We start from the raw sequence: 24539 nt of genomic DNA, 5'->3' as shown, positions 1-24539 counted from the left end.
CCGTGGCCGCGCGCGGCCTCGCCCGGGTGGGGCGGGCGCGGCCGCGGTCGACCGGTGCTCAGGCCTAGGCGACGCAGCCGCTGCCGAAGGCCGGGTTGAGCAGCCCGATGACGTTCGCCGTGTTGCCGCAGACGTCGACCGGCACGTGGACGGGGACCTGAGCCATGTTGCCCGAGAGGACACCCGGGGAACCGGCGGCGGCACCCTGCGCTCCGGCGTCGGCGGCAGCCATGCCGGCGCCGCCGGCGAGGAGGGCACCCGTGCCGGCGACAACAGCTGCGGCCTTCGCGATACGCGACATCAACTTCTCCTTGCAGTGTCGAGAGGCGGCCGCAGGTGTTGCGGCCTTCACTCCCCGTTCAACGCCGCAACAGGGGACCGGTAACGGATCACGTCGAAGTCGGACCCCAACGGGCCCCTCGGTGGCTGCACAACCGTTCATTCGCTCGCGTGTTCGGCTCCGGGGGTACGGTGGAGACATGGCCGTACATCTGCAGGGTTCGCTCTTCGACCAGGCCGACGAGATCCGCCTCGGCCCGCTCGACAGGGTGCGGCGCACCGTGCTCGGGAACGGTGCGTGGCTCGACGCGCTGCCCGGCTGGCTGACCGGCGCCGACGCGCTGTTCGACGCACTCGTCAGCGACGTGCCCTGGCGGGCGGAGCGCCGCCAGATGTACGAGCGGGTCGTGGACGTGCCGCGGCTGCTCGCCTATTACCAGGAGGGCGAGCCGCTGCCGCATCCCGTGCTGGACAGCGCCCGCGACGCGCTGTCGCGGCACTACGCGGACGAGCTGGGCGAGCCGTTCGTGACCGCCGGGCTCTGCTACTACCGGGACGGCCACGACAGCGTCGCCTGGCACGGGGACCGCATCGGCCGGGGCGCACGGGAGGACACCATGGTCGCGATCCTCTCCGTGGGCGCCCCGCGCGATCTCGTGCTGCGCCCCGCGGGCGGCGGCGGGACGCAGGTGCGCCGGGCGCTCGGCCACGGCGACCTGGTGGTGATGGGCGGTTCCTGCCAGCGCACCTGGGAGCACGCCGTGCCGAAGACGGCGCGCTGGGTGGGGCCGCGGATCAGCGTCCAGTTCCGCCCGATCGGTGTGAATTAGGAACAGGCGGCCGCTGGTTGAGGTGATCCGGTGCGCCGTACCGAGCGGCCGGCGAGCACATCCGTACGGGCGCCGTCCTCGATCACGAACCGGCCGTCGATCAGCACGTACGGGATGCCCACCGGCAGCGTGCGCGGCGCCTCGAACGTGGCGCCCGCCGCGACCGTGTCCGGGTCGAACAGGACGAGATCGGCGCGGTAGCCCTCGCGCACCAGGCCGCGGTCGGGCAGCCGCAGGCGGGCCGCCGGTCGCGAGGTCAGGTGGGCGATCGTCTCCTCCAGGGACATGATGCCCAGGTCGCGGGCGTACCGGCCCAGGTAGTGCGGGAAGGTGCCGTACGCGCGCGGATGCGGCTTGAGGCCCTGGAGGATGCCGTCGCTGCCGCCGGTGTGGACGCGGTGGCGCATGATCGCGCGGACGTTCTCCTCGTGGCCGACGTGCTGCAGGATCGTCGAGCCGAGCCGGTCCGCGATCAGCAGGCGCCGGGCGGTGACCCAGGGCTCCTCCCCCCGGGCCTTCGCGGATTCGAGGATCGTGCGGCCGACGTGGTCCGCCAGGGCCGTGTCGTTCACGCCCGAGATCTCGATCGTGTCCCACTCCACCGGCACGCCGTGGCAGCCGTCGGAGCCGATCTCCTCCAGATGGTGGCGGATCCGCTCCGCGGCCTCGTCGTCCCGGAGCCGGGCGAGCACCGCATTGGGGCCGCCCTCGCCCGCCCAGCTCGGCAGCACGGCCACGAGCGTCGTGCAGCCGGGGGTGTACGGGTACGTGTCCAGGGTGATGTCGGCGCCCGCGTCCAGCGCGTCGTCGAGGAGGGCCAGCAGCTCCGGGGCCCGGCCCTTGTTGACGCCGAAGTTCATGGTGGCGTGGGCGAGATGCAGCGCGCAGCCCGCCTCGCGCGTGAGCGCCACCATCTCCTCGTACGCCTCCAGGGCGCCCGCGCCGTAGGAGCGGTGGTGGGGGCAGTAGTAGCCGTCGTACGCCGCCACGACGCGGCACAGCTCGGTGAGTTCGGAGCCGCTCGCGTACATCCCGGGGGTGTACGTGAGCCCCGACGACAGGCCGACGGCGCCCTGCTCCAGTCCCTCGGCGACGAGCTGTTTCATCCGGGCCAGCTCGGCGTCGGTGGCGGGACGGTCCTCCCAGCCCATGGCGTACATACGGACCGTGCCCTGCGGGACGAGGTACGCGGCGTTCACGGCGATGCCGCGGTCGAGCCTGTCGAGGTACTCACCGACCGTGCGCCAGTCGAAGTCGACCGTCGTGTCCCCGGGCGCACCGCCGTTCCAGCCCGTGATCGCCGTGCGGACGTGGGCAAGGGTGGCGTCGTCGACGGGCGCGTACGACAGGCCGTCCTGCCCCAGCACTTCGAGGGTCACGCCCTGGGCCGCCTTGGCGCTGTGGTCGGGGTCGCGCAGCAGGGCGAGGTCGCTGTGGGCGTGCATGTCGATGAAGCCGGGCGAGAGCGCGAGGCCGTGGGCGTCGAGCGTGCGGGTGCCGGAGAGGGCGGGCTCGCCCTCGCGGCGTATCGCGGCGACGCGGCCGCGGGTGAGGCCGACGTCGGCGCGGTAGGAGGCGCCGCCGCCGCCGTCGATGACGCGCACGTCGCGGATGACCAGGTCCATGGGGGTCCTCTCGGGGTGGGGAACGGCTCCCGCTCAGAAGAACGTGCGGATGTAGTCGGTGACCGTGCCGTCCGCCTCCACCAGCGGGATGAGCTGCCACTTGTCGAAGCTGGTGCACGGGTGCGACAGCCCGAGCCCCACCCAGTCGCCGACCTCCAGCCGCGCCCCCGGCTCGGTCCGCAGCCAGCCGTGCTGGTCGGACAGGCCCGCGACCGTCAGGCCGGTGGCCGGACGGATCTCGCCGGTGCGGGCGTCGCGGACGACCTGGGCGACCGGGAGGTCGAGGTCGTACGCCGCGTCCCGCTTGCCCGCGTTCACGAACGCCTGCTCCGCGGTGGGACGCGAGACGACCTGCGCCCACAGGCGGAACGCCGGCTGCAGCGCGCCCTCGTCCGGCACCCGGTTGAAGGGGGTCAGGTGACGGTAGTGGCCGTCGTCGTGCGAGACGTACGCCCCGGAGCGGAGCAGTTTGAGGACCGGCTGGGACAGTGCGGGGATCTCGGCGAACACGTCCGCGACCGCGTCGAACCACGCGCTGCCGCCCGCGCTGACCACGATTTCGCCGGCGTCCGCGAACCGGCCCGCCTTGTCGAAGTCCACCGCCAGCCCCACCAGCCGGCGCAGCCAGGCCTCCACCCTCTCGGCGTCGGCCTGCGGGACCTCGCCCTCGTACCCGGCGACGCCGACCAGCCGCAGCGTGCGGGTGGCCGCCACCGCGTCGGCCACCGCCGCGCAGTCCGCCTCCGTACGGGCACCCGTACGCGCGCCCTCGCCCGCGCCCAGCTCGACGACGACGTCCAGCGGGCGCGAAGTGCCGCGCAGGGCCTGGTCCATCAGCTCGACGCCGCGCACGGAGTCGACGTAGCAGACGAGGCGGAAGCCGGGGTCGGCGTCGAGCTCCTGTCCGATCCAGCGCAGCGCGGCCGCGTCGACCACCTCGTTGGCGAGGAAGATCCGCTGGATCCCGTACGCCCGGTAGACGCGGACCTGGTGCGGCACCGCGGCCGTGATGCCCCAGGCGCCGTACTCCAGCTGGCGCGCGAAGAGCTGCGGCGACATGGAGGTCTTGCCGTGCGGGGCGAAGGCGAGGCCGTGGCGCTCGGCGTAGGTCTCCAGGAGCGCGAGGTTGTGCTCCACCGACTCGGCGGACAGCGCCAGGACGGGGGTGGTGAAGCCGCCGGTGAAGAGGTTGAGCCGGGCCGCCGCCAGTTCACCGACGGTCCGGCCCTCGGCGTCGGGCGGGAGCGCCTTGAAGCGGTGGTCGACCGGTTCGTCGGCGAGTCGTGCGACGGCGTTGTCGGCAGCCATGGGGCCCTCCTCTACGGCGTTGCATTATGTGCAACGGCCATTGCGTATTTCGCTGAGCGCTGTCTAACATCCGAGCCAACGCCGGGTCAATGGTGCCCGGCGACCGACCAGCAAGGAGCCCCCGCGACCATGACCGCGAGCGTGCAGGCCCCCGTGGACGTCGTCTGTCTCGGCGAGTCCATGGTCACCTTGCTGCCGACCCGTGAGGGCCGCCTCGCCGATGTGCCGTCGTTCGTCCGCGGCATCGGCGGCGCGGAGTCCAACGTGGCGTGCGCGCTCGCGGCGGCGGGCCACCGGACGCGCTGGGTCGGTCGTGTCGGCGCGGACGGTTTCGGCGACCACCTTGTGGCGGCGATCGCGGCGTACGGGGTGGACACCTCGGCCGTCGCGCGCGACGCCGAGCGCCCGACCGGCGTGTACTTCCGCACGGCGGGCGACCGGGCGACGGACGGGCACGAGGTCCTGTACTACCGCGCGGGCTCGGCGGCGTCTGCGATGTCGCCGGGGAACGTGCGGGACGAGGACGTGTGGTCCGGCCGAGTGCTCCACCTCTCGGGGATCACCGCCGCGCTGTCCCCCGACTGCCTCGCGCTCATGCGGGAGTTGACCGCGCGGCGGGAGGGCCGGCCGCCGGTCTCCTTCGACGTGAACCACCGGCCGGGCCTGTGGCGCGATGCGGCGTCCGGCGCGCGGGTGCTGCTGGAACTGGCCCGGGGCGCGGACATCGTGTTCGTGGGCGAGGACGAGGCGGAGGAGGCGTGGGGTCTGCGGGGCGCGGACGCGATTCGCGCGGCGCTGCCGGAGCCGGCGGTGCTGGTGGTGAAGCGGGGGGCGGGGGGTGCGGTGGCGTTCGAGCGGGAGGTTTTCCCCACCCCGCCCCATCCGGTAACTGGGGCTCCGCCCCAGACCCCGGCGCCCTTCGGGCGCCTTCGGGGCTCCGCCCCGGACCCCGGTGCCGCGAGCTCCCCCAACGGCCTGGCGGCCGTGGGTGATGCCGCTCCGCGCAACCCAGCCCCGTCGGCCCTTGAGGCGCGGGGCGCCGGGGACGGCGTCCCCGAAGGCCGCGGGGAGCGCGGTGCGGGCCCGGGTGGAGCCCCCGAACACTGCGTGGAGCGCGGTGCGGGCCCGGGTGGAGCCCCCGAACACTGCGTGGAGCGCGGTGCGGGTGCGGGTGGAGTCCCCGAGCGCCGTGCGGAGTGCGGTACGGGGCTGGGCGGCGGAGTCCCCGAAGGTCGCGTGGAGCGGGGAACGGGCCTGGGCGGAGCCCCCGAAGGCCGCGGGGAGCGCGGTGCGGGTTCGGGCGGGTCCCGGATTGGGGAGGGGGGCGCTGCCCCTGGCCTCGGCGGGGGGATCCCGAGCCACGGCGTCAGGCGTACGGGCGACAGCGTCGCGTACGTGCCCGCTCCCGATGTGCGGGTCGTCGCCGCCACCGGGGCCGGGGACGCCTTCGCCGCCGGGTTTCTCGGCGGCTGCCTCCGCGGGCTGCCCGTGAAGGACCGGCTCCGGTACGGGCACCTGTACGCCGCCGCCGCCCTCACCGTCGCCGGTGACCTCGGCGCCCCTCCCGCCGCCGCGCACGCCGACCGGCTCGTCGCCCTCGACGACGACGCCTGGGGGAGACTGCACCTCGGCCCCGGGTGGACAGGGGCAGACCAGGAGGTACGTACACCATGAGCCAGACCGTCGACCGCGCGCTGAGCATCCTGCCGCTGCTCGCGCAGGGGCCCGCCGACCTCGGACAGGTCGCCGACCGGCTCGGCGTCCACAAATCCACCGCGCTGCGCCTGCTGCGCACGCTGCACGAGCACGGCCTCGTCTACCGCCAGCAGGACCAGCGCTACCGCCTCGGCGCCCGGCTGATCGCCCTTGCGCAGGAGGCCGTCGAGAACCTGGACGTGCGCGAGATCGCGCACCCCCATCTCGTCGCCCTCAACGAACAGATCGGCCACACCGTCCACCTCGCGGTGTACGAGGAGAGCGAAGTCCTCTACATCGACAAGGTCGAGAGCCGCTACCCGGTCCGCATGTACTCGCGGATCGGCAAGCCCGTTGCCATCACCGTCGCGGCCGTGGCCAAGCTGCTGCTGGCCGACCTCCCCGAGTCCGAGCGGCGCACCGTCGCCGAGAAGCTCGACTACCCCATGTACACGTCCCGTTCGACCCCGAACGCCGGCGCCTTCCTCAAGGAGCTGGCCACCGTGCGCGAACAGGGCTGGGCCACCGACCTCGGCGGCCACGAGGAGTCCATCAACTGCGTCGCGGCCCCCATCCGCGGCGCGGACGGCCGGGCCGTCGCCGCCATGTCGGTGTCCGCGCCGAACGTCGTCGTCACCGCCGACGAACTCCTCACCCTGCTCCCGCTGGTGCGGCGCACGGCCGACGCCATCACGCGGGAGTACTCAGGCCACACCCCGCAGAAGGAAGCACGCGCATGAGCGAGAAGACCGCGATCACCCCGAGCACCCACACCGCACCGCCCGCAAAGTTCTCGCACGGCGTCAGGAAGGGCAACATCCTCCAGGTCGCCGGACAGGTCGGCTTTCTGCCGGCGGAGGAGGGCAAGGCCCCCACGCCCGCCGGGCCCACCCTGCGCGAGCAGACCCTCCAGACCCTCGCCAACGTCAAGGCGATCCTCGAAGAGGGCGGCGCGTCCTGGGACGACGTGATGATGATCCGCGTCTACCTCACCGACACGGCCCACTTCGCCGAGATGAACGAGATCTACAACGAGTACTTCGCCGACCTGACCGTGGCCCCCGCCGCCCGTACGACGGTCTACGTCGGCCTCCCCGCCGGCCTGCTCATCGAGATCGACGCCCTGGCAGTCCTGGACTGATCCTTCTGAACCCGCAGCAGTACGGCACGGCGCGCCTCCCCGATGCGCCGTGCCGCGATCCCCCCTTGCCGAAAACCGCCCGGAACGGACTCTCCTGCATGTTCATCGCCGCTGACGCACCCCCACCACCCACCCCGCACACCGGTGGTCTGCTCACCCTCATCGACGGCACGGCCGGTCTCCTCACCGTCGCCGCCCTCGGTATCGCCCTGCTTCTCCTGCTGATCATCAAGGTGCGGCTGCAGCCGTTCGTCGCCCTGCTCACCGTGTCCATCGCGGTCGGACTCGCCGCGGGCCTGTCCGTCACCGAACTCTTCGGCACCGTCCAGCGGTCCGCCGCCGTCTCCGTCATCGAGACCGGCATGGGCGGCATCCTCGGCCACGTCGCCATCATCATCGGCCTGGGCACGATGCTCGGCGCGATACTCGAGGTGTCGGGCGGCGCCGAGGTGCTGAGTTCGCGCCTGCTCGGCCTGTTCGGCGAGAAGCACGCCCCGCTCGCCATGGGCCTCACCGGCCTGATCTTCGGCATCCCGGTCTTCTTCGACGTCGGCATCTTCGTCCTCGCGCCGATCGTCTATGCGGCGGCCAAGCGGTCCGGCAAGTCGATCGTCCTCTACGCGATGCCGCTGCTCGCCGGCCTGTCGATGACCCACGCGTTCCTGCCGCCGCACCCCGGCCCGGTCGCCGCCGCCGGCCTGTTCCACGTCTCCCTGGGCTGGGTCATCGTCATGGGCATCGTGGTCGGCATCCCGGCCGTGCTCGCCGCCTGGGGCTACGCCGCCTGGATCGGCAAGCGGCTGTTCGTCGAGGTCCCGCAGGACATGGTGGAGGCCGCCGAGGACGCCAGGGCCGCGGTCCTCGCCGAGCAGGCCGCCGCGGGCCGGGCGCCGCGGGAGGCACCGGTCCCGCTGGGGACCGTGCTCACCATCATCGGTACGCCGCTGATCCTCATCCTCGCCGCGACGTTCTCCTCCATCACGCTCGAACCCTCCACACCGCGCTCGGTCATCGAGTTCTTCGGCAGCCCCTTCGTCGCCCTGACGATCGCGCTGGTCATGGCGTACTGGCTGCTGGGCATCCGGCGCGGCTGGACCCGCAAGTCCCTGGAGTCGGTGTCCACGCAGTCGCTCAAGCCGGTCGGCAACATCCTCCTCGTCGTCGGCGCGGGCGGCGTCTTCGGCGCCGTGCTCAAGGCCAGCGGTGTCGCGCAGGCGCTGTCGGACACCTTCAACGACGTCGGGCTGCCGGTCATCGTCCTCGCGTACCTGATCTCGCTGGTGCTCCGCGTGGCGCAGGGATCGGCGACCGTCGCCATCGTCACCACCGCGGGCATCGTCGTGCCCCTGGTCGAGACCGGCGACCACTCGCAGCCGTTCCTGGCGCTGGTCATCATGGCGATCTCGGCGGGCTCGATCTTCGCCTCGCACGTCAACGACGGCGGGTTCTGGATCGTCGCCAAGTACTTCGGCATCTCGGAGCGGGACACCCTGAAGTCCTGGACGGTGCTGGAGTCCGTGCTGTCGGTCGCGGGCTTCGCCGTCGCGGCGGCGCTCAGCCTCGCCCTGTAGGTGTATGGACAAGGAGAAGGACTTCGACGGGGAGGGGCAGGGCGCGTGCTCTGCCCCTCCCGCGTCCACCGGTGACTGATGGTCACGCACCGGTGCAGTACTGGGACTCCTTGCCGATCGACCGGTACATGCAGTCGGAGTTCTCCAGGAGCTGGAGCACGGCGTCCCGGTTCCGTGAGGTCTCGCGTTCGATCACCTCGTCGGGCGGATAGAAGCCGCCGCCCCCGAAGCCGGACGGGTACATCTCGAAGGTGTAGCCGAAGATCTTCTGGGCGCCCCACAGCCAGTCGTCGATCGAGCCGTCCGTGATGTAGAGGTCGCTCGACTGCTCGGCCGTGTAGCCGTTGCTCGCCGCCATCTTCCGGCCCACGGCGGCGAAGGCGTCGCGGTCGTCCTGCGTCATGCCGGCGGCCGTGTCGCTGTACGTGTAGCCGTACGGCCACAGCACCAGCTCACTGTAGGTGTGGAAGTCGATGGCCGTCCTGATCTGCTGCCTTCCGCCGACGACCCGGGAGCGCACGAAGTCCGCGACGACCTTCACCTCGGGCGCCGACTCGGCGGACGCGCCCCGGTAGGTGTCGGAGCCGGGGGAGCCCGACGAGCCGCCGCAGCAGCCCCACTTGTAGTTCCAGTTGCGGTTCATGTCGGTGCCGACGTAGGACGAACCGGCGTTGGGCTGCCGGTTCTTGCGCCAGCTGCGGTAGGAGCCGGAGGCGATGTCGTACTCGCCGCCGTCCGGGTTGAGGTCGGGGACGATCCAGATCTCGCGGCTGTTCACGGCGTTCGTGATCCGTGCGTCGCCGCCGTAGTCCTCGCCGAACTCCCGCAGCAGGTAGAGCGCCATCTCCACGGTGAGGTGCTCGCGCGCGTGCTGGTGGTGCGTGAACAGCACCTCCGGCTCGTTCTCGTCGGTCGCCACGTTGTCGCTGATCTTGACGGCGACGATGTCGCGGCCCTGGTGGCTCTTGCCGATGACGCGCTTGCTCATGATGGCCGGGTACTGGGCGACGCGCTGGTCGATCTCGGCCGTCATCTCGGCGTAGTTGTGGTACTTGGCGTCGGCCGAAGGGAAGTCGAAGGGCTGGGTCCGGGCCGCCGTCGAGCGGTCCGGCGGCCCGGGCAGGGCCGTGAGGGTGTGTCCGAGGGCGCGCAGCAGCTTCGCCTGGGCGGCGGTGGCGCTGACGACGATCGTGTGGTCGTCCACCTCGTCGACGGACACTCCCGTGGCGGCGATCGCCGTGCGGTCGGCGGCGCTGTCGGGACCGTGGATGCGGTACTGCCGGGTGTGTTCCTCCTCGCCGGCGGCGGCCGGCGCGGGCCGGTCGGCCGGCGGCGAGGCGCTCGCGGTGAGGGGTGCTGCCAGGGCGAGGGCGACGACGGCCGCGAGCGCGGCGGAACGTTTGCCCAGGGGGCGGATTCGCATGCAACTGCTCCTGAGGTGTGGGGGGTTGCTCAGTGCGTCTGCGGGGTGCGGTGCATGGGGTGTGGGTGCGTGCGGTGTGGGGATGTGTGCGGCTGTGCGGTTGCGGTTGCGGTTGCGGTTGCGGCGGCGGTGGCTCGCGCGTCGCTCATGGTGCGACTCTGGCATGCCCTGGTCAATAGCGACTCCCGGCCATACACCCATCTGCCGGATGCCGAACACCTTGTCGGACCTCTTGCGGGATCACCGGCATCCGGCTTGGGTAACCCAGTCACATCGAGGGACGAGCGGGAAGGCGGCTGCGCATGACAGGCACCACCGAAGAGAGCACCGGCGAGGCCACCTCCCGGCCGCGCAAGGCGAGCTGGCGGTACATCGGACCGGGAATCGTCGTCGCGGCGACCGGTGTCGGGGCCGGCGACCTGGTCGCCACCCTCATCGCGGGAAGCAAGTTCGGCTACACGCTGCTGTGGGCCGCGGTCATCGGCTGCCTCGTGAAGATCTCGCTGGCGGAGGCGGCCGGGCGCTGGCACCTCGCCACCGGACGAACCCTTTTCGACGGCTGGCGCAGCCTCGGGTCCTGGACCACCGTCTACTTCGTCGTCTACGTCGTCGTCTGGGGCTTCGTCTACGGCGCGGCCGCGATGTCCTCCAGCGCACTCCCGCTGGACGCCCTGTTCCCGGGGACCATGGACCTCAAGTGGTGGGCCGTGCTGTGTGGTCTGGTCGGGCTGGTGTTCGTCTGGTTCAACCGGTACGCCGTGTTCGAGAAGGTCATGACCGTGCTGGTCGGCGTGATGTTCGTCGTCACCGTCTACCTGGCCGTCCGGGTGACCCCCAACCTCGGCGACGCCTTCGCGGGCCTCGCGCCGGTCCTGCCGGACGGCTCGCTGATCTACACGCTCGGCCTGATCGGCGGCGTCGGCGGCACCATCACGCTCGCCGCGTACGGCTACTGGGTCAACGCCAAGGGCTGGACCGACACCGGCTGGATGAAGGTGATGCGCCTGGACAACCGCGTCGCCTACGTCACGACCGGCATCTTCGTCGTCGCCATGCTCTTCGTCGGAGCCGAGCTTCTGCACTCCTCCGGCATTGCGCTGGCCAAGGGCGACAAGGGCCTGCTCGACCTGGGCGACATCCTCGCGGACCGCTACGGGACCGTCACCGCCAAGCTCTTCCTCGTCGGCTTCTTCGCCACGTCCTTCACCTCGCTGATCGGTGTCTGGCACGGCGTGAGCCTGATGTTCGCCGACTTCGTCTCCAACTACCGCAAGCAGGACGCGGCGACGACGGGGGCGGAGGTGGCGTCCGGCAGCCGGGAGAAGTCGCTGCCGTTCCGCGCGTACCTCCTGTGGCTCACCTTCCCGCCCATCGCGCTGCTCTTCCTGGACCAGCCGTTCGGCCTGGTGATCGTGTACGGCGTGATCGGCGCGTTCTTCATGCCGTTCCTCGCGCTCACCCTGGTCTGGCTGCTCAACTCCTCCCGGACTCCCGCCGAATGGCGCAACGGCATCCTCAGCAACGTGATGCTGGCGGGAGCGGGCCTGCTGTTCGTCGTGCTGTGCGTGCAGCAGGTGCGCGACCTGCCCTGGTGAACCCCGCGGTGCGACGAGGGGGTGCCCGGCCGGGATCCGCCGAGCACCCCTTGGGCCCGTGCCGCCGGGGGAGCGGCGGCACGGGCCCTCGTCGGTCAGGGTGCCGTCACGGCAGGTTGTGGACGTGCGGGCCGACGGCGTTGGACCAGGCGTTGCCGGCCGTCGCGTCCCAGTTGGTGGACCAGGTCATGGCGCCGCGCAGGGCCGGGTAGGTCTTCGAGGGCTTGAAGGAGCCGCAGTTGGTGCCCCGGGTCAGGCAGTCCAGCGCGTTCTTCACGACGGACGGGTCGACGTAGCCGCTGCCCGCGCCGCGCGTCGAGGCGGGGACGCCCAGGCCGACCTGGGAGGCGTCCAGTCCGCCCTCCAGCTGGATGCAGGCGAGCGCCGTGAGGAAGTCCACGGAGCCCTGCGCGTACACCTTGCCGTCGCAGCCGAGCATCGAACCGCTGTTGTAGTACTGCATGTTGACCACCGTGAGGATGTCCTTCACGGCGAGGGCCGTCTTGAAGTACTCGGTGCCGGTGTTCTGCATGTCGATGGTCTGCGGGGCCATCGTCAGGACCAGGGACGAGCCGGCCTTCTGGGAGAGCTGGCGCAGCGCCTTGGTCAGGTACGTCGCGTTGATGCCGTGCTCCAGGTCGATGTCGACCCCGCTGAAGCCGTACTCCTGCATCAGGGCGTACGCACTGTCGGCGAAGGCCGTCGCCGACGCGTCGCTGTTGATGGTGACGTTGCCCTTCTCGCCGCCCACCGAGATGATCACCGACTTGCCGGCCGCCTTCTTGGCGGCGATGTCCGCCTTGAAGTCCGCGACCGAGGCGTAGCCGACGGCCGGGTCGAGGTTGAAGGTGATCTGGCCGGGCGTGGCCGTGGAGTCGGCGAACGACACGGCGATGATGTCGTACTGCGCCTGGACGTCCCGCAGCTTCTGCACCGTCGCGCCGTTGTTGAAGTTCTGCCAGTAGCCGGTCAGCGCGTGCCGGGGCACGCCCGGGTTGCCCGGGTCGCCGCCGCCGGGTGAGGTGGTCCCGGTGACCGCGGCCGACTTGGCGGACTCACCCGCCGCGTTCGTCGCCGTCACCTGGAACCGGTACGCGGTGTTCGCGGCCAGGCCGGTCACCGTCGAGGACGTCCCGCTCACCGACTGGACCCGGACGCCGTCGCGGTAGACGTTGTAGCCGGTCGCGCCGGTCACCGCCCGCCAGCTCAGTGCGACGGACGAGGAAGTGACGGTCCCGACGGTCGGGGCGGCCGGGGCCGCCGGGACGACCGGGTCGGGGTCGGTGTCGCCTCCGCCGTCGGGGCCGAACACGCTCACGTCGTCGGCGTAGTAGGCGGCCTGGCCGTACCAACCGTGGGTGTAGACGGTCACCGAGGTGGTGTTCGCTCCCGTGGTGAAGGAGGTCGACAGCTTGGTCCAGCCGCTGGTGCCGGGCGTCCAGGTGGACACGTCGTTGGTGCCGGTGCCGCTCGCGCCGAGGTAGGCGTAGCCGCCCTGCACCCAGGCGCTCAGCGCGTACGTCGAGTTGGGCCGCACGGTCACGGTCTGGGTGCACTTGGCGTTGTCCTGGCCGGCCGGGGTGGCCTTGAGGGCCGATGCGCCGCCGTGCACGGGTGAGGACACGGAAATCCCGCTGCCCGCGGAGCAGGTCCAGTTGGCGAGCCCCGACTCGAAGCCCGCGTTCCTGGCGACGTTCACGTCGGCGGCCTGTGCGGTGCCGGTTGTGCCCATGAGGCCGAGTCCAGTGCCGACGGCCAGCGCCAGGCCGGCGCCGAGCCATCTGCGGGCGTGTGTGGTGCGGTCCACTTGCAGCCTCCGGTGGGGGAGTTGGGGGGTGTGGAGGGCCGGGGCCGCGACCCGGAAAGGGCGGCCACCGTGGAGGTACAAGCTGGTCCAGACCAATTGTGTTGTCAAGACCTCTGAACGGAAGGCGGCTCCCCGGCCGCCCGGCTCAGTCCCCTTCCCGCATACCGGCGCACGCGGAATCGGAATCGGAGCGTAGGCACGGCATTGACTGCCCGGCGTGGGCCCGCGGACCCAAACGGGGCCCAAAGAGAGCCGCGGTCACGACAATTCGGTGCGGTGTGACGGGAGTCGACCATTGACGAATTCGTCCGCCTTTGGCCGGGCGCGGGCCGTGCGGGTTGCGGGCGGGGACCTGAAAGGTGTTCTCTGCCTCACAGGACGTGGTTAGAGTGCTGATGCACCAGCACGAGCAGTGAAGAAGCGGTTGCCGTACGTTCGGCGACCGGATTCGAACGGGGAATTGAGCGTGCAGACCGCGATCGCTGTCACCAGCGCTGACCTGGTGCTACCGCCCACCGACCACCACACGCCCACGGCGGCGCTGTTACCGGCTCCCGACGCGCAGCCCCTCGACGCCGCGCTCGTCGACATGCAGGTGCTGCTCGACCAGCACGGCTACGTGGTGGCGCTCTACCCCGCCTCGATCCCGGCCGCCCACGAACGCAGACTGCACACCGTGCGCTCCGTCCTGGAGAGCGACCGCATCGCCCTGATCAAGCTGGCGCTGCCGCCGCTCGGCGTGGCCGTACTCGTCCGCCAGTTGCGCCAGTTGTCGATCTGCGACTTCAGCGCGGGCATCGTCGCCTGCGCGGCCCGACTCCTCGCGCACTACGTCTACGCCGGGGCCCTGCTGAACTCGGTCGCCCGGCTCGACCGGGTGCCGGTGAGCCTGAAGTCGCACGCCAAGTCCTGGGTGCCCGGCTCCCAGTTCGCGGTCCTCGCCAACCCGCAGCCGCACCTGATCCGGATCGGCGGCGGAGAACTCGCCGGACCGGAGTTCGGCAACCAACTGCTCGTAGCAAAGGGACAGTTGCAGAGCGAGTGGGTCACCGCGACCCTGGCCCCCGCCTGGCGCTGCCAGGCCCTGCACGAGACCGCGCTCCCGGGTGATTCGCCCGCGTGGTGGGGCACCTCGAAGATGATCGAATTCGCCGCCTACCTGCCCGACATCACGCTCATCCACCAGCTCGTCTCGTCCGTCAAACGGGAGAAGTGCTCCTGGTGCGGCCTGGAAATCATCGGCGACCGCTGCGGATTCTGTTCGGCGCCGCTCGCGCCGACGGAGAACCGGCCATCGTACCCCGGTGTCCTGAACCACGGAGCACCTATGCGTCAAGGGTCGTAGCCGCACCAGGGCGGTCGTCCGGGCCGGTGACGGGAGAAAACCCGGCACGGGCACCGGCCGTCCCCGCACCGTCCGCCAACCGTCCATCTTCCACGAGGTCGTCCCGCTCATGAATTCACGGCAGCGCCGCGGCGTCATTCTTCTGCTCCTGTCCGTCCTGTGCGCCTTCGGCGCGTTCGCCGGCGTGCTTTCGGTGATCAGCGATGTGAATTCCAAAGTGGGGCCGGAGGTGACGGCCTACCGACTCGGAACGGACGTCGCCCCCTACACGGAACTCCAGCCGAGCCAGTTCGAAAAGATCACGATGCCGAAGCGCTGGCTCTCGTCGAGTGCGGTCACCGACATATCCGTGGTGCAGGGAAAGATCGCCGTCACCCAGCTGCACAAAGGGTCGCTGCTGCAGGCCGACATGATCGTCAAGCGCCCCGCCCTGGAGAACGGCGAGCAGGAGATCGCCATCATGATCGACGCCGCCACCGGTGTGGCGGGCAAGATCACTCCGGGTGATCTGGTCAACATCTTCGCCACCTTCGACGACGAGGGGGAGGGCAGGGGCCAGGTCGCCGAGTCCCGGATCATCGTCCCCAACGCCAAGGTCATCGACGTCGGCAGGCTCACCGCCCTGGAGCCCAAGGGCGACGACCGCAACGCCGCCGCGACCCAGGCCGTGCCCATCACGTTCGCCCTGAACACCCAGGACGCCCAGCGCGTGGCGTTCGCCGAGTCGTTCGCCGTCCACGTGCGCCTGGCACTGATCGCCAAGGGCAGTCCGACCACGCTTCGTCCGGGTGAAGGCACGTACACCCTCGACGAGGACAGGAACAAGTGAGGGCCGGATGACGACACGCATCCTCCCGGCCGTCGGCGACGCCGACGCCGCCCGATCCGTCACCACCCTGCTCAGCCAGCTGCCGGAGGCCGAACCGGCCGCGCCGGTGGCCGACTCGACCTCGCTGCTCGACACGCTCGCGCGCCTGGCGGGCGAGTCGCTGGACGAGTTGCCCGAGGTCGTGCTGGTGCACGAGCGGATCGGGCCGGTGCCGGCACTGGAGCTGATCCGGGAGGTGGCGCTGCGCTTTCCCGCGGTCGGCGTCGTCCTGGTCACCGCCGACGCGAGTCCCGGCCTGTACTCGGCGGCCATGGACTCCGGGGCGCGCGGGCTGGTCGCACTGCCGCTCTCGTACGAGGAACTCACCCAGCGCGTCCAGGCCGCGGCCTCCTGGTCGCTCGGCGTGCGCCGCCATCTCGGCCACAGCGGGGACGTGTTCACCGGACCCGGTGGCGTCGTGGTGACGGTGTCCGGGGCCAAGGGAGGCGTCGGCACCACGCTCGCCGCGGTCCAGCTCGCACTGGCCGCCCGCGCCTCCGGCATGACGACGGCGCTGGCGGACATGGACCTGCAGGCCGGGGACGTGGCCTCGTACCTGGACGTGCAGTTCCGGCGGTCGATCGTCGACCTCGCCGGCATCCAGGACATATCGCCCCGCGTGCTCCAGGACGCCGTCTTCACCCACGACACCGGCATCGGACTGCTGCTCGCCCCTGCCGACGGAGAACGCGGCGAGGAGGTCAACGACCGGGCGGTGCGCCAGATCGTCAGCGCCCTGCGCAACCGCTACGAGGTCGTGGTCATCGACTGCGGCACCCAGATGAACGGTGCCAACGCGGCGGCCGTCGAGATGGCCGACACGACCGTGCTCGTGACGACTCCGGACGTGGTGGCGGTCCGGGCCGCCAAGCGCATGGTCCGGCTCTGGGACCGGCTGCAGATCCGCAAGGCCGAGGAGACGATCACGGTCGTCAACCGGTTCACCCGCAACGCCGAGATCCAGCCCGCCCTGATCGAGCGGATCACCGGCACACGTGCCGCGCGGTCCGTCGTCCCCGCGAACTTCAAGGAACTGCAGGGCGCGGTCGACGCCGGCCGCATGCAGGACCTGGAGGCCAAGTCCACGGTGAAGCAGGCGCTGTGGGGCCTCGCGGGCGAACTGGGCATCGTGAAGGCGCCCGAGGGGAATGACAGGGCCGGTAGGTTCCGGGGCGACCGGGGCTCCATCGGCGTACGCCGCCGGCGAGGCGGCGGTCTCAAGGGGGAGAGTTGAGCGATGCGCGTGCTGAGCGCACCACCGAGCACGGGACGGGCCGGTACTGCGCCGGCCCGTGACCCGCGTGGGCCACGGGCCCGGCGGGGCGGGGTGCCCGATGCCGGCCGGTTATGGGGGCGTGGCGGGGACGGGGTCCCTGGCGCGGGCCGGTCACGCGGGCGTGGCGGGGACGGGGTCCCTGGCGCGGGCCGGTCACGCGGGCGCGGCGGGGACGAGGTCCCTGGCGCGGGCCGGTCACGCGGGCGTGGCGGGGACGGGGTCCCTGGCGCGGGCCGGTCACGCGGGCGCGGCGGGGACGAGGTCCCTGGCGCGGGAGAGTCACGCGGGTGTGGCGGCGGCCGCGCGGGCTGCCGGCTTCGAGGCGCCGGGCGGCGCGGCGGGGACCGGGGGCAGGTGGCGGTCGAGTTCCTCGGCATGCTGCCGCTCATCGCGGCCGTCTGCGTCCTGCTGTGGCAGTCCGCCCTGCTGGGCTACACGTACATCCGCGCGGGCAACGCGGCCGACGAGGGCGCACGGCAGGGAGCGGCCGACGCCTACGGGCAGTCCCCGCAGGAGCGGTGCGCGTCAGCGGCCCGCGAGGACCTCGGCAGCTGGAACGGGGACATCGACTGCGGTCCGGCGTCCGGCGGGATGTACGCCGCCGATGTGACGCTCAAGGTCCCCGTCCTCTTCCCCGGCTTCGTCGACTTCCCCTTCGAGGTCGAGGGCCACGCCGCCGCGGTGGACGAGAGAGCGACGCCGTGACCGGGCGGAAGAGGAGCGACCGCGGGCAGGTCGCCCTGGAGTTCGCGGGATTCCTGCCGCTGCTGCTGATCCTCGCGCTCGCCGCCGTTCAGCTCGGCGTGGCCGCCTACGCCACCGCCCAGGCGGGCACGGCCGCACGGGCCGCCGCACGCGCCGAGAGCGACGACAACTGGCGGACGGAAGGCGGCCACGCGGGCCGCAGCGCCGTCAGCGACTGGCTGTCCGACGGGGCCGGGGACTTCGACTACAGCGCACGGCCGGGCGGCAGCGAGGTCACCGCGACCGTCCGGGTCAGGATCCCCTCCGTCGTGCCCGGGATCGACGACTGGGGCTACGCCGAGCGCAGTTCGACCATGCCCAGGGACTGAGCACCACCGCCGTACGCCAAGGAGTCGCACATGAGCCTGCGAGCACGCATCACGGCCCCCGAGGACCGAGGGGGCGGGCGGGACGACGGCCACCTGGTGGCCACGTACCGGGCCAAGCTGCTCGAGGAGATCGACCTCGCGGAGATGTCGGCGCTGGCCGCGGCCGAGCGCCGGGCACGGCTGGAGCGCGTGCTCGGGCACATCATCAGCCGCGAGGGGCCGGTCCTCTCCGCGTCCGAACGCTCCCAGCTCATCCGCCGGGTCGTGGACGAGGCCCTCGGCCTCGGCGTACTGGAACCGCTCCTGGAGGACGCGTCCATCACCGAGATCATGGTGAACGGGCCGGACCAGATCTTCGTCGAGCGCGGCGGCCGCGTCGAACTGCTGCCGCTGCGCTTCGCCTCCACCGAGCAGCTCATGCAGACGATCGAGCGCATCGTGTCGACGGTCAACCGCAGGGTCGACGAGTCCAACCCGATGGTGGACGCCCGCCTGCCGTCCGGCGAGCGCGTCAACGTCATCATCCCGCCGCTGTCCCTGTCCGGACCGACGCTCACCATCCGGCGCTTCCCCCGCGCCTTCACGCTCTCGGAGATGATCGGCTTCGGCTCGCTCGACGAGCACATGCTCCTGCTGCTCTCCGCCCTCGTCCAGGCCAGGCTGAACATCATCGTCTCGGGAGCGACCGGCACCGGTAAGACGACCCTGCTCAACGCGCTGTCCGGACTCATCCCGGAGGGCGAGCGCGTCATCACGATCGAGGACTCCGCGGAGCTCCAGCTCCAGCAGCAGCACGTGATCCGCCTGGAGTCCCGGCCGGCGAACGTCGAGGGCAAGGGCCGGATCACCATCCGCGACCTGGTGCGCAACTCCCTGCGCATGCGCCCCGACCGCATCGTCGTCGGCGAGGTACGCGGCGGCGAGACCCTCGACATGCTCCAGGCGATGTCGACGGGTCACGACGGATCGCTCGCCACCGTCCACGCCAACAGCGGCGAGGACGCGCTGATGCGCCTGCAGACGCTCGCCTCGATGTCCGAGGTGAAGATCCCCTTCGAGGCGCTGCGCGACCAGATCAACAGCGCCGTCGACTGCATCGTGCAGCTCACCCGGCACGCCGACGGCGCGCGCAAGATCAGCGAGATCGCGGTCCTCGACTCCCGGGGCCAGGAGCCGTACCGGCTGGCCACCGTCGCCCGTTTCGCCGCGGAGCCGATGGGCGCGGACGGACGCATCCACGGAAAGTACGAGCACTTTCCCCTGCCGCGGCGTCTCGCGGACCGGCTCTTCATGGCGAGCCAGCCCGTCCCGCAGGCCTTCGGCGTCGCCGCGCACGAGGACCAGCTCGCCGTCCGGGAGGCCAAGTGAGGGAACGCGCATGACGAACACGGCACTGCTCACGATCGCCCAGGGGCGCGCATGACGAACACCGCACTGCTCACGATCGGCGGCACGCTGCTGTGCGGCGTGCTCGGGGTGATGGGCGTCCAGGCCTGGTCCGCGGGCCGCTCGCAGCACGAGGCGCTGCTCGACCGGCTCTCCACCGGCCGGATCGAGGAGACCGGCGGCCGCCGGCGGCGCTTCCGGGCCGTCGACAGAAGACTGCGGGGGACCCGCCTCGGCAGGAAGATCGAGCTGCGCCTCGCCGCGACCGGCCTCGACCTCACACCCGGCGAGTTCTTCGTCTACATGGTCGCGGGGACCGCCGGCCTCTGGATCACGGCGCAGACACTCCTCGCGTCCTTCTTCGGGCCCATCGCGGGTCTGCTCGGCCTCTGGGGCGCGTTCGCCTTCCTCAACTGGCAGCGCGCCAAGCGCACCGAGAAGTTCATCAACCAGCTGCCCGAGCTCTCCCGCATCCTCGCCAACGCCACCCAGGCCGGTCTCGCCCTGCGCACCGCCCTGTCCATGGCCGCCGAGGAGCTGGAGGCCCCGGCCGGCGAGGAACTGGGCAGGGTCGCCGACAAGCTGGCCGTCGGCCACTCCATCGACGACGCCCTCGGCGAACTCGCCGAACGCCTCCCCTCCCGCGAACTCGTCGTGCTCGTCACCACCCTCGTCCTGTCCAACCGGGCCGGCGGCACCGTGGTCGGCTCGCTGCGCAACCTCACCGAGACGCTGGAGGAACGCAAGGAGACCCGGCGCGAGGTCCGCACCCAGCTGTCCCAGGTCAACATGACCGCCTACGCGGTCCCCGCGATGGGACTCGGCGCGCTGCTCCTGCTCGACCGCGTGATGCCCGGGGCGATCGACCGCATGACCAACTCGTTCATCGGCCAGGCCGCCGTCGTCGTCGCGCTCGTGCTCTACGGGCTCGGCGTCTTCGTCATCCGCCGGCTGTCCAAGATCGACGTCTGAGACCGTCCGAACCATACGAAATTGCCCGAGACAATCCGAGGAGGAGCGCACCGCAATGATCGCACTCGGCCTGGCCCTCGCCGTGGCGCTCTGCGTCGTAGGAGCCTTCCAGGGCATCCGTATGTACCGCGCCGACGCCAAACTCCCCGGCGATCTCGCCGTCGCCCTGGAGGTCGGCGCCACCCGCACCACCACGGTCGGCTCGGCCGTCGACCGCCTCGGCATGCGCTACGCGCCCGCGGTGCTGCGGATGATGGGCCCCGCGCGCGTCAACAAGGTCCGCCGCAGGATCGATCTCGCCGGAAATCCCGGCGGCCTCACCATCGACCGGTACGCCGCCCGCCGCGCCGTCTACGGATTCCTCGGCCTCTTCGGCGCCTTCGCCATGATCCTGCGCGGCCAGCCCTTCCTCGCCCTCTTCATGGTCGCGTTCGGGCTGTTCTGGGTGGAGGTCGGCATTGTCGCCGCCATCCGCCAGCGCAAGGATCAGATCGAGCGCACCCTGCCGGACTTCCTCGACGTCCTCGCCGTCGTGGTCAGCGCCGGCCTCGGCTTCCGCGAGGCACTGGAACGCGTCGCCGACAAGTACGAGGGCCCCTGGGCCGACGAACTGCGCATCACCCTGCGCCAGATGGACATGGGCGTGGGACGCCGCAAGGCCTTCGACGAACTCCGCCGCCGCAACGAGTCGGAGCAGGTCGCCCAGTTCGTCACCGCCCTCCAGCAAGGCGAGGAGCTGGGCGCGCCGATCACCGAGACCCTCATCCAGATCGCCAACGACATGCGCCGCACCGACGCCCAGAACGCCCGCCGCAGGGCGTCCAAGGCGGTCCCGAAGGCCACGCTGACCATCACGTCGATCATGGTCCCGGCGACCATGATCCTCCTCGTCGCGGCCTTCGTCTTCGGCGCCGACGCCGACTTCAGCTCGGTCGGAGGCTGACACCGTGACGCCGCCACCAGAGGGGGGACCGCAGTGGCCCTGCACATCGGGAGGATAACGGGAGGTCTCGGACCGGCCTCCCTGGCCCGCGCCGCGGCCGACCCCGACCAGCTGCCGACCCTGGCCATCCAGGTCAACGCCCTGCAGGCGCTGTGCCGCCAGGTCTTCGGCTTCCGGCTGGCGATGATCGGCCTGTCCGCTCCGCTGGCACTCGGCGCGGCCAACCCGGGCGTGCCCACCTACCTCGTGGCCTCCGGCGTGCTCGTCACCTTCATGTTCTCCTACGGGCTCTTCCGGGACTGGGAGCGCTGGGGCCCGCTGCTGCTCAGGCACCCGGCGCTGCTCGCCCTCGACGCCCTCTTCGGCGCCCTGCTGCTCATCACGGCCGGACCCGACAGCGTCCTCGGTTACGTCACGGTCTGCACGCCCCTGCTCGCCGGGCTCGCCTACGGATGGCGCGGCGCGGCCTTCTTCGCCTGCCTCCAGGCCCTGATCCTGTTCACCGTGTACGGCGCCGATTCCGACGCCGTCGCCACCGCGAACAACTCCCTGCTGCTGCCCGGCTTCTGCGTCGTCGCCGGTGCCATCGGGGTCACCCTGCGGAACCTGCTCCTGCGCTTCGGCTCCGCGAGCCAAGCCCTCACCGAGGCCCGCGCCCGGCTCGCCGTCAACGAGGCGGTCGGCGGCGAACGGGCCCGGCTGGCACGCGAGATGCACGACTCCGTCGCCAAGACCCTGCACGGCCTGGCACTCGCCGCCGACGGCCTCGCCGCCACGGCCGACCGCATGGACCCGCTCACGGTCAAGCACCAGGCCGAACTGGTCGCCCGCTCCGCCCGCCGCGCCGCGGCCGAGTCCCGAGAACTGCTCAGCGACCTGCGCCGCAGCGACGACCCGCACGCCTCCGGCGTCGACGTGGCCGCCGAACTCGACGCCAAGGTCGCCGACTTCGCCCGCCGCACCGGCATTACGGCGGAGTCCCGCCGCTTCCCCGGCCCGCCCGTACCGCCGGTCCCGCGCGCCGTGGCCCGCCAGATGCTCACCATCGCCACCGAAGCCCTGGAGAACAGCGGCCGCCACGCACACGCCACCCAGGTGCAGGCCGAGACGGGGATCGTCGACGGCATGCTGCGCATCAGCGTCCTCGACAACGGCACCGGCCTGCCTGCGGGAACGACGCTCGACTCCCTCCGGAAGGCGGGCCACTTCGGCCTCGTCGGGATGGTCGAACGCGCGGCGGGCATCGGCGCCCGCATCCGTATCGGCCGCGGCAGGACGACGTCCGGGACCGAGGTCCGACTCGACCTCCCGCTGGCGGCGATCCTGCCCGCCGGTCCGGTCCCGGACCGGGCCGCCCCCTGACAACGCACACCCTTCGCCGAAGCCCCAACCCTGAGAGGAGGCCGCACGATGCCGGACGAGAGCTCACGCACGTCGGGTCAGCAGTTCATCGCCCCCCACGCCTCACAGCACACGTCGTCCCACGCCACTCCGCTCCACTCGGCCCCGCCGTTCCCCCCACCTCCCTCCTCACCCCTCCGGGTGGTCATCGCGGACGACAACCCGGTCGTCAGAGCCGGTCTCACCGTCCTGCTCGGCGGGCGCGACGACATCCGCGTGGTGGCCGAGGCGGCCGACGGCCGGGAGGCCATGGAGGCGGCCCATGCCCATCGTCCGGACGTCATCCTGCTCGACGTCCGCATGCCCGGCGTCGACGGCATCTCCGCCCTGCCGTACCTGGTGCGGCAGGCACCCGTGATGATGCTGACGTACAGCCGGGAGAACGCGATCGTGCAGGAGGCCCTTCGGCTGGGGGCGGGCGGCTACCTGGTGCACGGCGAGTTCACCGCGGACCAGCTCGTCGCCGCCGTACGGGACGTGAAGGAGGGCCGCGCCCACTTCACGGCGACGGCGGCGAACGCGCTCCTGGCCGAGTTCCGCGGAGGCCACGGGCCCGGCCCGCAGGGCGGGCAGCCGCTCCCGGACGGGCTCGGTGCCGCGTATCTCCCGCCTGCGGGGGGCCAACCGGCTCCGGTGCCGGACACGCCCGCTCCGATTGTCTCGACTTCAGGGAATCGGAGCGAAAATGCTTCGCATTTGCAATCGAATATGGGACAGTCGTCCGTGCGGCACGGGGGTGACGGCGGCCAACCTGTGTACGCGAAGGACGAGTTCGGCCTGAGTGCCAGGGAGGTGGAGGTGATGGACCTGATCGCGTCGGGCATGAGCAACCAGCAGATCGCCGCCACCTGCTTCATCAGCGAGAAGACGGTCAAGAACCACATCAATCGCATCTTCGCGAAGCTTCACAGTGTCAGCAGGAGCGAGGCGATCGCCGTGTGGATCGGCACGGCACGTCCCGATCGCGGTTCGGGGAGGGGCCGTGGCTGAACGGGGCGGCGGGGCCCACCTGCTGGATTGGGCCCGGGATTGGGTCCTGGGGCCCTCTTCGGGGACCGCGTGCCGGCCGTACGTTTCTGGCGTCGGAACAGAGACGTACGAGTCGGCCGGCCACCGGTCGGCCGAACCCGAAGGGGGACGACATGTCGAACGACACTCTGCTGAAGGCCGCGGTCGACACGCAGGTCCGCGTCAACGGCTGGAAGAACACCGTCATCAGCCGCATGACCGACCGCGAGTGCTCCAAGGGCCAGACGGCGCTGGAGTACCTGGGCATCATCATGGTGGTCGTCGTGATCATCGGCGCGATCGTGGGTACGGGGATCGGCGGCAAGATCACGGCAAAGATCAACGAGCAGATCGACAAGATCAAGGCCGGCTGAGCCGCTTGGCGAACCGCAGCACGAAGGACCAAGGGCAGGCATTTCCCATCTTTGTGGTGATGGTGGGAAGCCTGCTCTTCCTCGCGTTCGCCTTCTTCGCAGTGGGTCAGGCGTCGGCCACCAGGAACACCGCGCAGGGCGCGGCGGACGCCGCGGCGCTGGCTGCGGCACAGGACGCCCGGGAGAAGCTCACGGGCGAGTGGCTCGACTCCCTCGCGGACCCGACCACCTGGCAGGACATCTTCGACGGCAGGATTCCGATCGAAGCGTGCGGTGCAGCGGCGGTGTTTGCCGAGAAGAACGGGGCGGTACTGACTGAGCCCTGTTACTCCGAACCGCATCCGTGGCTGACCTACAACGTCAGCGTGAAGACGAAGAAGCCCATCGGTGACTCGATCATTCCGGGTACGGAGAGCGAGTTCGCCACGGCCGACGCCAAGGCCGCGGTCAAGCCGCTGTGCACTTTCGAGCTTCCCGACGACGCGGAGATCCTGCCCACGCTCACCTGTAGGACCAAGAGCTGGGACCTCGAGGACGACCCGACGGACCTGCCTGACGCGAAAGACCTGTTCGACGTCCAGTTGGTCGACTGACAAGCGAACGACGAGAGAAGGAACTC

Annotated in this window: 23 protein-coding genes; 18 read left to right on the top strand and 5 right to left on the bottom strand. The window is 71.3% G+C overall.

Features of this window, described 5'->3' with window-relative positions; genetic code table 11:
* Positions 1–64: 64 nt before the first annotated feature.
* Positions 65–301: a chaplin gene (locus ACLB9X_RS29725; protein ID WP_410363518.1), complete on the bottom strand. Its 237-nt coding sequence runs from the start codon at positions 299–301 to the stop codon at positions 65–67.
* Between the two features lie 178 nt (positions 302–479).
* Here ACLB9X_RS29725 and ACLB9X_RS29720 point away from each other — a divergent pair, with 178 nt between their 5' ends.
* A complete protein-coding gene (locus tag ACLB9X_RS29720; protein ID WP_410363517.1) occupies positions 480–1109 on the top strand; it encodes an alpha-ketoglutarate-dependent dioxygenase AlkB in 630 nt (209 codons plus the stop codon).
* On the opposite strand, the gene ACLB9X_RS29715 is transcribed toward ACLB9X_RS29720, so the two are convergent.
* Both ACLB9X_RS29715 and ACLB9X_RS29710 read right to left on the bottom strand, forming a co-directional pair.
* On the bottom strand, positions 1106–2734 hold the full coding sequence (locus ACLB9X_RS29715; protein WP_410363516.1) for an N-acyl-D-amino-acid deacylase family protein: 1629 nt from the start codon (positions 2732–2734) through the stop codon (positions 1106–1108). The two genes, ACLB9X_RS29720 and ACLB9X_RS29715, sit on opposite strands and share 4 nt — an antisense overlap.
* A gap of 33 nt (positions 2735–2767) precedes the next feature.
* Positions 2768–4042 carry an alanine racemase gene (locus ACLB9X_RS29710; RefSeq protein WP_410363515.1) on the bottom strand — a complete coding sequence of 425 codons (1275 nt, stop codon included), beginning with the start codon at positions 4040–4042 and terminating at the stop codon, positions 2768–2770.
* A 129-nt stretch (positions 4043–4171) separates the two neighbouring features.
* Between ACLB9X_RS29710 and ACLB9X_RS29705 the strand changes: the two genes are divergently transcribed.
* The 4 genes from ACLB9X_RS29705 to ACLB9X_RS29690 all read left to right on the top strand — a co-directional run bounded on the left by ACLB9X_RS29705 (position 4172) and on the right by ACLB9X_RS29690 (position 8449).
* Complete coding sequence (locus ACLB9X_RS29705) at positions 4172–5716, top strand: PfkB family carbohydrate kinase (RefSeq protein WP_410363514.1); 1545 nt, start codon at positions 4172–4174, stop codon at positions 5714–5716.
* On the top strand, positions 5713–6477 hold the full coding sequence (locus ACLB9X_RS29700) for an IclR family transcriptional regulator (RefSeq protein ID WP_410363513.1): 765 nt from the start codon (positions 5713–5715) through the stop codon (positions 6475–6477). Before ACLB9X_RS29705 ends, ACLB9X_RS29700 begins: the two co-directional genes overlap by 4 nt.
* Positions 6474–6878, top strand: coding sequence for a RidA family protein (locus ACLB9X_RS29695; protein WP_410363512.1), 405 nt, complete (start codon positions 6474–6476; stop codon positions 6876–6878). Before ACLB9X_RS29700 ends, ACLB9X_RS29695 begins: the two co-directional genes overlap by 4 nt.
* A 98-nt stretch (positions 6879–6976) precedes the next feature.
* Complete coding sequence (locus ACLB9X_RS29690) at positions 6977–8449, top strand: GntP family permease (RefSeq protein WP_410363511.1); 1473 nt, start codon at positions 6977–6979, stop codon at positions 8447–8449.
* Between the two features lie 82 nt (positions 8450–8531).
* Here ACLB9X_RS29690 and ACLB9X_RS29685 read toward each other — a convergent pair whose 3' ends face one another.
* Entirely contained in the window at positions 8532–9872 is a 1341-nt protein-coding gene (locus ACLB9X_RS29685) for a M14 family metallopeptidase (protein WP_410363510.1), read from the bottom strand.
* A 302-nt stretch (positions 9873–10174) separates the two neighbouring features.
* Here ACLB9X_RS29685 and ACLB9X_RS29680 point away from each other — a divergent pair, with 302 nt between their 5' ends.
* Positions 10175–11467 carry an Nramp family divalent metal transporter gene (locus ACLB9X_RS29680; RefSeq protein ID WP_410363509.1) on the top strand — a complete coding sequence of 431 codons (1293 nt, stop codon included), beginning with the start codon at positions 10175–10177 and terminating at the stop codon, positions 11465–11467.
* 106 nt (positions 11468–11573) lie between these two features.
* Here ACLB9X_RS29680 and ACLB9X_RS29675 read toward each other — a convergent pair whose 3' ends face one another.
* A complete protein-coding gene (locus tag ACLB9X_RS29675) occupies positions 11574–13274 on the bottom strand; it encodes a chitinase (RefSeq protein WP_410363508.1) in 1701 nt (566 codons plus the stop codon).
* A gap of 466 nt (positions 13275–13740) precedes the next feature.
* On the opposite strand from ACLB9X_RS29675, the gene ACLB9X_RS29670 reads away from it, so the two are divergent.
* From ACLB9X_RS29670 to ACLB9X_RS29615, 12 genes are all read left to right on the top strand, one after another.
* Entirely contained in the window at positions 13741–14619 is an 879-nt protein-coding gene (locus tag ACLB9X_RS29670; RefSeq protein WP_410363507.1) for a hypothetical protein, read from the top strand.
* A gap of 109 nt (positions 14620–14728) precedes the next feature.
* Entirely contained in the window at positions 14729–15448 is a 720-nt protein-coding gene (gene cpaB / locus ACLB9X_RS29665) for a Flp pilus assembly protein CpaB (protein ID WP_410363506.1), read from the top strand.
* A gap of 7 nt (positions 15449–15455) precedes the next feature.
* The gene (locus tag ACLB9X_RS29660; protein WP_410363505.1) at positions 15456–16721 is read left to right on the top strand and encodes a CpaE family protein; all 1266 of its coding nucleotides are present in this window, start codon (positions 15456–15458) and stop codon (positions 16719–16721) included.
* A gap of 396 nt (positions 16722–17117) precedes the next feature.
* Positions 17118–17468: a TadE/TadG family type IV pilus assembly protein gene (locus tag ACLB9X_RS29655; RefSeq protein ID WP_410363504.1), complete on the top strand. Its 351-nt coding sequence runs from the start codon at positions 17118–17120 to the stop codon at positions 17466–17468.
* Positions 17465–17836: a TadE/TadG family type IV pilus assembly protein gene (locus ACLB9X_RS29650; protein ID WP_410363503.1), complete on the top strand. Its 372-nt coding sequence runs from the start codon at positions 17465–17467 to the stop codon at positions 17834–17836. Before ACLB9X_RS29655 ends, ACLB9X_RS29650 begins: the two co-directional genes overlap by 4 nt.
* Positions 17837–17866: 30 nt before the next feature.
* Positions 17867–19204, top strand: a complete 1338-nt coding sequence (locus tag ACLB9X_RS29645; protein ID WP_410363502.1) for a CpaF family protein — start codon at positions 17867–17869, stop codon at positions 19202–19204.
* 51 nt (positions 19205–19255) lie between these two features.
* Positions 19256–20194 (top strand): type II secretion system F family protein, encoded by a 939-nt coding sequence (locus ACLB9X_RS29640; RefSeq protein WP_410363501.1) that lies wholly within the window; start codon positions 19256–19258, stop codon positions 20192–20194.
* Positions 20195–20249: 55 nt separating this feature from the next.
* Positions 20250–21137: a DUF5936 domain-containing protein gene (locus tag ACLB9X_RS29635; protein WP_410363500.1), complete on the top strand. Its 888-nt coding sequence runs from the start codon at positions 20250–20252 to the stop codon at positions 21135–21137.
* 33 nt (positions 21138–21170) lie between these two features.
* The gene (locus tag ACLB9X_RS29630; protein ID WP_410363499.1) at positions 21171–22499 is read left to right on the top strand and encodes a sensor histidine kinase; all 1329 of its coding nucleotides are present in this window, start codon (positions 21171–21173) and stop codon (positions 22497–22499) included.
* A 48-nt stretch (positions 22500–22547) separates the two neighbouring features.
* On the top strand, positions 22548–23528 hold the full coding sequence (locus tag ACLB9X_RS29625) for a response regulator (protein WP_410363498.1): 981 nt from the start codon (positions 22548–22550) through the stop codon (positions 23526–23528).
* 152 nt (positions 23529–23680) lie between these two features.
* Complete coding sequence (locus ACLB9X_RS29620; protein ID WP_410363497.1) at positions 23681–23920, top strand: hypothetical protein; 240 nt, start codon at positions 23681–23683, stop codon at positions 23918–23920.
* 5 nt (positions 23921–23925) lie between these two features.
* Positions 23926–24513, top strand: coding sequence for a pilus assembly protein TadG-related protein (locus ACLB9X_RS29615; protein WP_410363496.1), 588 nt, complete (start codon positions 23926–23928; stop codon positions 24511–24513).
* Positions 24514–24539: the final 26 nt, after the last annotated feature.

The sequence above is a fragment of the Streptomyces sp. 5K101 genome, from assembly GCF_046506645.1.
Taxonomy (GTDB): Bacteria; Actinomycetota; Actinomycetes; order Streptomycetales; family Streptomycetaceae; genus Streptomyces.
The sequence above is the reverse complement of the archived record's forward strand: the minus strand, read 5'-3'. Positions and strand labels throughout refer to the sequence as shown.